The sequence below is a fragment of the Enhygromyxa salina genome (assembly GCF_000737335.2).
GTDB classification, from domain to species: Bacteria; Myxococcota_A; Polyangia; order Nannocystales; family Nannocystaceae; genus Plesiocystis; species Plesiocystis salina_C.
On sequence record NZ_JMCC02000007.1, the window covers coordinates 115,366 to 124,404 of the forward strand.

Here is a 9,039-nt window from a genome sequence, read left to right on the forward strand (position 1 = left end):
GTCAGCACGGCAGCTCCGCCGCCGCGTCGGTCTCGCTTGGCACCTTGGTGCGGGGTTCGTCGGCGATCAGCTGCTTGAAGCGCCGTCGCATTCGCTTGCCGAGCGCGTTGAGGTCCACTCCCTCGAGCTCCCGAACTTGCGCGAATAGCTGCGTCTCTTCCTCCTTCACGTGCTCGCGCACCATCTGCTCGAGCTTGGCGAGCTTGGCCGTGAACTTCGCCGCCAACGCGTCTATCTCGAGCAGCTCGGCCAGGACCCGCTTGGCCTTCAGGTGGTCCTCGACGGCCTCGTGCAGGAGCGCGCTCGTGTCGTCGTCGCACACCGCGGGATAGAAAATGGTCTCTTCGATCTTCGCGTGCGCAGCGAGCTGATCGGCGAGCTCTGCGAACAGCTTGGACTTTTGTCGCGCGGAGCCAGATTTTCCGATCCGCTCGAACAGCGCCTCGACCTCGCGGTGCTGGCTCTCGAGCAGCGCGAGCGCGTCTTCGAGTTCGTCTTCTTTCTGGTCCTCGTCTTGGTCCTCTTCGTCCATGTTGGCCCGCGAGATCAGCTTGGAGAAGCGGCTGTCGGGCTCGTCCTGGTACAGGAACGCGAGCTCGCTGGATTCGAATTTCTCGAAGAACTCGGTCCACGAGATCTTCTCGAGGGTCTTGCCGCCGCTGTAACCGGGAAAGTCGACGCGCAGGATGCCAGGATCGTCGTCGCCGTCGCCGGTGCGCTTGACGTGCGCGGGATGGCCTCCGCGCTGCTCGACCCACTGCTTGATCGTGGTGTGATTGGTGGTGGTTTTGGCGCTGGACATGACTTGGTGGCTGATTGCAAAATCCTGGCCGCTGTCTGGTGGTTGCAGCTTGCATGGTCGATGGGTGCGCGCGGCTGGAGCTGGGCGCCGCTGACGTCGATGGGGTACGGATGACGGCGGTGGCACCCGGGGGGGAATTGCTCGAAGCCTGGTCGTGTCCTGCAAGCAGGGGCGGATCACTCGCGTGCGATGATGACAGCTGCCCGGCCGCCGCCAGCGTCGCTGCAGCTGCACAGCGCCGCAGCTCCGGGCGCGTAACCACGGGCCCATGCTTGCGCGGCCCAGATGATCTCGACGAGTCCCGTCGCCGTGCCGACATCGCCCATGAAGTCGGTTGGCTGCCAGCGTGGGATGTTGGGTCGCGATTGAGTCAGCAAGCGCGTCAACGCCATCTCATGCTGCTTGACAAAGAAGCTCTCGTCGCCGTGATCGGCGATGTGCCAGTCGATGTCGTCGAGTTCGCGCTGTGCAGCGCCCAGCGCTCGTCGCCAGGCCGCGGTCAGGCCCTCGGCCTGCAGCGGCAGATCATTGGCGAAAGTCGCGGGCTCGACACCCCGACCGAGCGCGGCGATGTGAATTGTGTCTGGGCGTGCGGGCTCGACCAGCACGCACGCAGCCGCCTCGCCGGGGATCACCCCTTGCGGCGCGCTCTGACGGCGCAGGCGTCCGGATTCGCGCAACGCCAACAAACCGCGACCGGTCACGCGGCTGTCGGCTGCGCACACGAGCACGTGCGAGCTACCGTGCTCGAGCAATCGAGCGGCTTCCGCGAGGAGCTCGAGGCCAGTGGTGCTGCCGCCATGCACGATCATCTCGGGCCGCCTGGGCAGCCGGTCGATCACCGTGCGCTCGAAGTTGGTGCCGTAGTCGGGGATCGCCAGCACCATCGGGATTCGGTCGAGCAAGCGGGGATCCGGCCAGCTCTGCGTTAGATCCCGCAGTGCACCATCGAGCAGCGCGGCCGCGCGGAGCGAGGGGAGCACATCTGTGATCTCGGGCACGAATGAGCCAACGTACTTGTACGGGGCATCGTCGAAGAACACGAGATCCTCGAAGCGATTGAGCTTGGCCCGCATCGTCGCGCAAGCAGCCGCAGCCGTGGGCCCAAGTGGGCAGTGAAGGCCGACGCCAGTCAGCGCCAGATTCAGTGTTGCTCCGTTCATGGTCCCCCTTGCGTGCGTTGGTGCCAACGCATGTAGCTGTCGAGGCCGGCAAACAGCGGCTTGCCGCGACGCTGGCCGATCGGTTGATCCGGCCGCGGCGCCGAACCCACGTTGATCTCCCGTAGCTCGAAGTGTCGACGCGGCAGCGGAACTGAGCAGCGCCAGCACACGTGCATCCGCCCAATGTGCGGCTCGAGCACGACTGTGTCGATGACACCCATGCGCAAGATCGGGCCGCCCAGGAAGTCGAAGCGGATCGGTAGGGGTAGCGTGGGCACGCGCCACTCGACGATCGGTTCGGCGGCCATGTGCACGCAGCGAATGTGCTCGCCACCGCGAAAGTGTGGGAACTGCTGATCGGCCGGTGCCGCTTGAAAGTAGCGCTGGTCGAAGTCGTGGGGCAGCAACGGGCAGACCTCCGTACGCCAGCGCTGATCGTAGGTGCCCGCAAACGCAACCCGTGGCTGCCAGCCACGCCCAACCCACGCAAAGCCGCGAGGGGGAGGCCGGTCCCCCGGTGCGCCGATCGCTTGGCGTGGATCTTCGATATTGGGCACGGCTTCGCCGGCCGCGACCCCGACCGGATTGTATGGACCTCCGCTGGCTCGCTCCCATGACAGCGGCATCTCGACGAAGGGCACCGGATCGGACATGCGCGTGAACCCTACGACCGAGACCCAGCGCCGCTCGCCAAACACCCACGCGTCCTTGCTCCGGCCCTCGACCTCGAGTCGCACGGGCAGCTTGGCCACGGGCACGCGCCCTGGTGCGATGGCCTTGCCGCGCACGATCACATCAGTCAGCGGCTTGAAGGGGGCGAAGTCGGTCTCCCAGTCGGTGCTCGGCGAGCCAGGCTGGCCAGCGAGTTGGTCAGCGTAGACCAGCGGCGCCTGCTCGGGCGCGAGGCCGGGCTCGACGCCTGCGAGGAAGCTGGCTTTGGCGACGACGACGCAGTGTTCGCGGCCGTCCTTGTCGGACGCGACGCTGAGGTCGACGGTCAGGGGGGTGGTGTTGGTCGCAATGTGCATCAGTCGGGGATGCGGTGGCCGAAGAAGTAGCGAGCGCCGGGCTCGTAGCGATCGAGTTCGCCGCTCTCGAGCAGCTCTTCGAGGAGGGCGGCGGCTTTGACTGCATCCGTCAGGCCGGTCTCGAGGTCGTCAAAGCCGGTCAGGTTGCAGCCAGTGTAGCCCTCGATGACACGGCAATTGAGGTACGAGATGTCCGGCTCTTTGCGCGCGCGCACCCAGATCAGCGCTTGCTCGGCGATCTTGGGTAAGGAGAGTAGCTCACCGCCCCACACGCAAACGTTGGGTGGGAAGGTCTTGCGAAACTCGGCGTAGCGCTGTTCGACGAGGGAGTAATATTCGTCGTAGCGCCAGACGGGAGGCGGATCGTACCAATCGGGTTCGTCGGGGTCGCGAGGTTCGAGCTCGGGGCCATCGAATATCTCTCCCCATTCGGGCTCCATCAGGCGCGACATCATGAAGGTTGCCGCGGAGAAGCGCTGCTTGTTGGAGATGCCGCGGTAGAGGTCGAGGATCACGGGGATCGTCCACACGTAGTTGCTCAGCGAAAGTGCTTCACAGATGTATTGTGCGGTTGAGTCTTTGTCCACTCCATCGGGATCGACGGCGTCCCTGGGCACCCTGACCCGCTCTGGTAGCGCGCGCAGCAACGAGCCCGATGCGAAACGGGGCAGCAGGATGGCGCACGAGATCAAGACCCAGGCATCATCGTACTCGTGCATGAGCCGCAGCAGTTCCTCGACGTGTGCAAAATTACCTTCGCGTGCCTGCGCAAGCACGGTGTAGACGGTTGCGTCGGGCCTTGGGTCGGAGAAATTGCGGACATCAAGGATGTCCGGCGGCGGCGGCGAGGTGAAGTGAAAGCCGCTGCCCAGCAGCGTGTGCTTGGCAAATTTGAAGTCCTTCATGATGCGTGGAGATCCGCGGCCAAACCCTGCAAGCTGGTCTGGGCATCATCGATGCCTGCACAGTGTTCGCTGAGTACTTGTTTGGGAACGAGGTTGGGTTGATGAGACGGGCATCCGCCGGCCGCCAGCGGCGTCTTGTGACAGACGGGCGAGCTGCCCGTGCACTGCCGTTTGAGGACATAACGATAGTGGTCGATGCACTTCTGCCGAACCTTCTCCGTAAATCCCAGTTTCTCGCGAACACGCTTCTCGGAGGTTCGAGGCTCGGGGTTTGTCTTCTTGAAATACGTCCTGCACCCCTGATCCTCCGCCGCGTTCGTCAAATTCTCACACTTCGGATTCTCCGTCTGCGCCTTGGCCAGCATGTTGTATTCGTGCTGCGCACGCGCGAGCTTGGCCTTGCTGATCTCAATCTTCTGCGCGTTCGGAATGCCCTGCTTGCTATCGAAGCCTTGCAGCCAGCTGGGGTTCTTGGCCAGGAACGCGGCGACACCTCGATCCTTCTGCACGTGGTAGTCGACCGCGACCTTGTACCACTCTTGCTCGTCGATGACCTCGTACGGCTCCCCAGTATCCGGGTCGAATTGATTCGCGTGCAGGGCGTTCTTGCAACAGGGGCACTTCTCCAGCTTCGCCGGCCGCTCTGGCGGTCCCATGTTCTCGGTAGCCGGCGACGCCCCCTCGCCGGGATCACTGCCGTGGTTGGACGTGGTCATATCCAGATGACGACACACTTTCGCGCCCTCGAAGCGGACGTCGGTCGATCCGGCCGCGTACTTTGTCTTGCCGGCGAGCTGGTGGTTGACCATCGAGGCCCCGAAGCTCCGCGTGGCGGCCTCGTTGCCGAGCGGCTTACTGACGTAGTAGCTCTTGCCATGCAGCGCGACGGGCTGACCGCCGATCTTGACCCGCCTCGAGCCCTGCTTTAAATCGCGCGAGAACGAGGACAGTGCGTAGGGCACGGGCAGTGGTCCGCTTGGGGGCCCGGGCGGGCTCTGGCACACGCTCGGGAACGCGGCCACGACTCTCGCCGAGCTGGCCTTACCGGCGATCGCCATGCCATTGGCGTAGACAGCTTTGCTCACGGCGCCAGGGTACCAGGATCGAGCGGCATCCGGCTACCATTTCGCTCGCGTGCCGAGAACTATCGAACCATTTTGGCCGATCGTCGAGCGCCACTTCGAGGAGGCGGAGTTCCTGGCGGAGGTCTGGCGCGACGCGTTGGACGAGCCCGACCACACGATCACGAGCTTGGCCGAAGACGTCGAGGCCCGGTTGTTCGCGCACCTCGATGGACTGCTGATCGCCGGCGCCGCCGCAGTCGATCGACTGTGCTGGCCGGCACTCGACAATCCTGACGCCGATACCTCGGTCGCCTCGAGCGCCGGACTCGTAGCGCTGGACGGCGCCACATCACCGCAAGCCGTGGTCGATCGCCTGCTCGACTGCCTCGATCGTTGCGAGTGGGGGGACGAGCGCTCGACCGGCATCGTCGATGCGTTGGCGCTATCGAGTCGAGCCGAGATAGTTGCAGTCTTGCTCGATCAACTCGATCAACTCGAGCACGGCGATGGCCCGCGCTTGGCGGGCGTGATCACGGCATTGGACCGACGCTGCGTCGACCCGGGTCGACGTCTCGCGCCGCTACTACAACGTGATGACGCCAGCGTGCTAGCTGCGGCCGCGAGCCTGGCTCGGCACGCGGCCTCGCTGCCCGTCGACGAATTGGTGCCATTGGCGGAACACGCCAATCAGGCCGTGGCCGTCGCCGCGATCGAGACCGGTCTGCTGCGCGGACTGACCGGCGCCTGGCCGGTTGCCCGCTACTGGGCCTTCGACGCCGCACAATGCAGCTTTCGCGCGCGTGCGCTGACCTGGCTTGGGCTCGGCGATGACGCTGGAGATCACCAACGCATCATTGAAGCATTCCCCAACCCCGACGCGCTGTGGGCTGCGGGCTTTTGTGGTCGCATCGCGGCCGTCGAGGCGGCGCAGGATCTGCTCGATCATCCGGCGGTCGGGGCGTTGGCGGGAGAGCTCGTCGCATCGATCATCGGTCTCGACACCGACGACGAAGCATTGTGGCGTTCCCAACCAGCGCCATTGCTAAATGATGCCGAGCTGCCCTCGCTGGCAGAAGATCTCGACGTCTCACCGCTGCTGCTCCCCGAGCAGCTGTTACCGCTGCCAATGGCCGAGAACATGCGAGCGTGGTGGATGCAGCAGCGCGCTCACTTTGATCCTGGTACACGCTGGCTCGGCGGCCGTGCGCTCGACGATGAGTCGCTCGCCCGTGCGCTGCTCGAGCAACCGCTGCGTCGCCGTCACGCGCTGACGCTGCTGGCTCGCTTGCGCGGCCGACCGTTGCTCGCCACGCGCGATTGGGCAGTCAAGCAGCTCGCGCAGCGAGCCGGGTGATCACCGGGTGCAGCTCGGGCGTATCCGGGTCTCGATCAGCGTCCTGACCCACCGCTCGGCCGCCGCCACAGGAGCGTCGGCCACGACGATGTACGTCTCGATCACTTCCAGATCCTCGGCCGACCGCTCCGTCCAGACGAGGGGCCTGGGCGTCACTTCGACCGCTCGGCGAACCGGGGCGGCACGGCAAGCTCCACAGGTTGCGGCACACCTTCGTGACGCGGCTCGCGGCGGCCAATGTTCCGGCGCGGTCGATCATGGAGCTGGCCGGGCGGGCTCTGGATGGTGTGTTCGCGCGTGTCGCCGAAGCGCCTGAACCCGAGCGTGGCGGCTTCTTCCTGGTCCACGCGCTGGAGCTGCGAGGCGAGCCAGTCGTTGCGCGAGGCTGGGGTGAGGTCGAGCTGCTGAGCTGGCCCGAGCTGCAACTCGAGGTGACCTATGAACAGGGGTCGCTCCACATCCACGCGCTCGACCGCCGCGTGTTGCTCATCAACAACCGCGGATCGCAGATCGAGCGGCCCGTCGTCGTGATCGACCCAGACACGGGGCGGAGCGAAGCGCTCGCCGTCGTTGGCCGGGAGCGACAGTGGACCGCCGCCCCGGGGGGTGGCGCCGTCGCTCTGTTCGAGCACGAGGGGCGACACACGCTCACCTGGCTGTGGGCGGTGCACGGCGAAGCCAGCACCAACGTGAGCCTGCGTCAGTTTCCGTGGGCGTCCGGCTGGGGGCTGCTCGGTGCCACCGAGCTCGATGGTGATCCCGAGCCAGAACTCGTCGGTGGGTGTTCCAGCGTCGGCTGTTCGAGCGCGACGAGGCTGCGCGAGTTAGATGACACGAACACCCGCGCCTTCATGGACCGAGCAGGCACGATCACTTGGGTCCGCGCGGGCACGATCTCGCAGCTGCGCTGCGAGCAGTGACGGCCGGTTCGAGGTTCAGGTCTTGGGCCCGAGTTCGACGCGGACCGTTGGCTGCGGACCTGGGCTTGGGGGCCGCATCGATTTGATGGTGAAGCCGAGGGAATCGAGCCTGACGCGATCACGCTGCACCAAGACCCCGGCTCGCCGATGACGTCGAAAACCTTCGCTCAAACTTGCGCAGGCCTGGGTCAGTCCTCGTCGAGGAGACCGGGCGGGAGGCGGCGGTGACCCTCGAACACCGTGAGCACTTGGGCTCGGTCCTCCAAGATCCGATAGACGATCCGGTAGCTGCGTTTGATGATCTCGCGGACATCTTCGCGGCCGAGCTCCGGCACCTGTCGCCCCGACATGGGCAGCTCACCGGCCCGCTGCGCGGCGGCGAGCAGACCCTCAACCCAGCGCTCGGCCGCGATCGGATCGTCGGCCGCGATGTAGGCGTCGATCTCCTCGAGATCGTCGAGCGCCCGATCGGTCCAGACCAGGGGCTTGGGTGTCACTTCGATCGTGCGGCGAACCGCGCGCGCATCCGGGCGACAACTTCGGCGTGTGTGTGTACCCGACCTGCGTCTGCGTCTGCGATCCCCTCGGCGATCGCGTCGAGGAAGCGCTGGCGCTCGGCTTTGTCGTCGCGGGCGCCTGCGGTGGGCTCGCCGGGGACATAGGCTTCGGCTCCGGGCATCGGGGTAAGTCTACACCGCTTGCGGCTGAGGACCAACAGCGGCCAATAGCGAGATCTCGGTAGCCCTGACGGGCCAAGGTCGCTCGGCTACTGTGCGCCCATGAGATCCGACTCGACTCGACGGGGAACGCAAATCGCAGTGGTCACCTATGAGCTCCCGCGGAGTGAGGAGGGGAGCTCCATGGTGAGTCTTGCGCCCGACCTCGAACTGACCCGCTGATCACCTCGGCGCCTTTGAACTGAAAGTCGATGAGCTAGCGAGGGAAGTTGCACCCGCTCAGTGGGAGGCGGGGTTCGACGAAGAGGTCACGCACCTCTACACAACCAGGGGCGGGCCGGAAGCCCGGGATCTCGAGGCAAAGTTCGACGACGTCATGGACCGTTTCAGTATGTCCCAGCGCGTGCGTGGCCTGATGTTCATGATCTGGCTCTACAATCGCAAGCCCACGTGACGGACGCGGTTGGAGCAGAGCCGGTGTGCGAGCCTGACACGGTGCCTGGTCATGGCGACGGAACGCGCTGCAAGTGGGCTGACCCATCCATCGATGCAATCTTCTTTGAAGGCAAACTGCGGCGGGCCGAGATCTCGGGCGCCGGAGTGGAATTCGTGGCCGAAAGTGGTGCTCAGTCCGGGATCAACACTCGCCCCACGTTTGCAAACGACAACGTGATCAAGTGGGGCGTGAGCGGCTTCGAAGCGTCGCTTTTTAGTGATGGTGGCCGCGGTGTCTCGTATGTCTATTTGAGTGATGGCAAGTGACCAGGGCCCGTGCGGCCGGGGGTTGTGTGCTCGCTCGCGGGCCGCTTCTACTACGAACAGCGCGGGTGCGATGTCCCGCATTTTGACTCGTGTCGGGTCAAGGTATCCAAGTCGCCGCCGCAGTTTTGGGAACCCAAGCAATACGCCAGCTTGATTCGCGCGGCCGAATCCATCGGACCGGCCGAGCTCGCTATCGTCCTACTCATGGGCGACTGCGGCTTGCGAACGGGCGAGGTGATCGCGTTGGAGCGCGGCCACCTTTGTACCGTCCCGCGTTATTTGCGAGATGTTGTCCCACGATCACCACGTGGCTGCACAGCCTCGGCATGACCCTGCGTGACAGTCGGCCGGCCGAGTTGCAGCT

The 9,039-nt window shown here is 65.2% G+C and carries 10 protein-coding genes; 3 read left to right on the top strand and 7 right to left on the bottom strand.

The window, feature by feature from the left end:
* Position 1: 1 nt before the first annotated feature.
* From DB30_RS03590 to DB30_RS03610, 5 genes are all read right to left on the bottom strand, one after another.
* Positions 2 to 802, bottom strand: a complete 801-nt coding sequence (locus DB30_RS03590) for a hemerythrin domain-containing protein (protein ID WP_146657965.1) — start codon at positions 800 to 802, stop codon at positions 2 to 4.
* Positions 803 to 978: 176 nt separating this feature from the next.
* Positions 979 to 1,965 (bottom strand): hypothetical protein, encoded by a 987-nt coding sequence (locus DB30_RS03595; RefSeq protein ID WP_205632897.1) that lies wholly within the window; start codon positions 1,963 to 1,965, stop codon positions 979 to 981.
* Positions 1,962 to 2,993 (bottom strand): DUF2169 family type VI secretion system accessory protein, encoded by a 1,032-nt coding sequence (locus tag DB30_RS03600; protein WP_052546559.1) that lies wholly within the window; start codon positions 2,991 to 2,993, stop codon positions 1,962 to 1,964. Before DB30_RS03600 ends, DB30_RS03595 begins: the two co-directional genes overlap by 4 nt.
* The gene (locus tag DB30_RS03605) at positions 2,993 to 3,898 is read right to left on the bottom strand and encodes a hypothetical protein (RefSeq protein WP_052546560.1); all 906 of its coding nucleotides are present in this window, start codon (positions 3,896 to 3,898) and stop codon (positions 2,993 to 2,995) included. The genes DB30_RS03600 and DB30_RS03605 overlap by 1 nt, the downstream gene beginning before the upstream one ends.
* Positions 3,895 to 4,983, bottom strand: a complete 1,089-nt coding sequence (locus DB30_RS03610) for a PAAR-like domain-containing protein (RefSeq protein ID WP_052546561.1) — start codon at positions 4,981 to 4,983, stop codon at positions 3,895 to 3,897. The genes DB30_RS03605 and DB30_RS03610 overlap by 4 nt, the downstream gene beginning before the upstream one ends.
* Positions 4,984 to 5,032: 49 nt before the next feature.
* Between DB30_RS03610 and DB30_RS03615 the strand changes: the two genes are divergently transcribed.
* Together DB30_RS03615 and DB30_RS03620 are read left to right on the top strand one after the other, a co-directional pair.
* A complete protein-coding gene (locus DB30_RS03615) occupies positions 5,033 to 6,316 on the top strand; it encodes a hypothetical protein (protein WP_052546562.1) in 1,284 nt (427 codons plus the stop codon).
* Between the two features lie 200 nt (positions 6,317 to 6,516).
* On the top strand, positions 6,517 to 7,236 hold the full coding sequence (locus tag DB30_RS03620) for a hypothetical protein (RefSeq protein WP_146657966.1): 720 nt from the start codon (positions 6,517 to 6,519) through the stop codon (positions 7,234 to 7,236).
* A gap of 188 nt (positions 7,237 to 7,424) precedes the next feature.
* Here the strand turns inward: DB30_RS03620 and DB30_RS03625 are convergent, their stop codons facing one another.
* Entirely contained in the window at positions 7,425 to 7,733 is a 309-nt protein-coding gene (locus DB30_RS03625; RefSeq protein ID WP_052546564.1) for a type II toxin-antitoxin system RelE/ParE family toxin, read from the bottom strand.
* Complete coding sequence (locus DB30_RS03630; RefSeq protein WP_052546565.1) at positions 7,730 to 7,915, bottom strand: hypothetical protein; 186 nt, start codon at positions 7,913 to 7,915, stop codon at positions 7,730 to 7,732. The genes DB30_RS03625 and DB30_RS03630 overlap by 4 nt, the downstream gene beginning before the upstream one ends.
* Positions 7,916 to 8,363: 448 nt before the next feature.
* Between DB30_RS03630 and DB30_RS03635 the strand changes: the two genes are divergently transcribed.
* Positions 8,364 to 8,675, top strand: a complete 312-nt coding sequence (locus DB30_RS03635) for a hypothetical protein (RefSeq protein ID WP_052546566.1) — start codon at positions 8,364 to 8,366, stop codon at positions 8,673 to 8,675.
* Positions 8,676 to 9,039 lie beyond the last annotated feature (364 nt).

What these genes read in the sequence shown, in the direction of transcription:
- DB30_RS03590 (WP_146657965.1), bottom strand. Translation starts at nt 802, where the DNA reads ATGTCCAGCGCCAAAACCACCACCAATCACACCACGATCAAGCAGTGG.
- DB30_RS03595 (WP_205632897.1), bottom strand. Translation starts at nt 1,965, where the DNA reads ATGAACGGAGCAACACTGAATCTGGCGCTGACTGGCGTCGGCCTTCAC.
- DB30_RS03600 (WP_052546559.1), bottom strand. Translation starts at nt 2,993, where the DNA reads ATGCACATTGCGACCAACACCACCCCCCTGACCGTCGACCTCAGCGTC.
- DB30_RS03605 (WP_052546560.1), bottom strand. Translation starts at nt 3,898, where the DNA reads ATGAAGGACTTCAAATTTGCCAAGCACACGCTGCTGGGCAGCGGCTTT.
- DB30_RS03630 (WP_052546565.1), bottom strand. Translation starts at nt 7,915, where the DNA reads ATGCCCGGAGCCGAAGCCTATGTCCCCGGCGAGCCCACCGCAGGCGCC.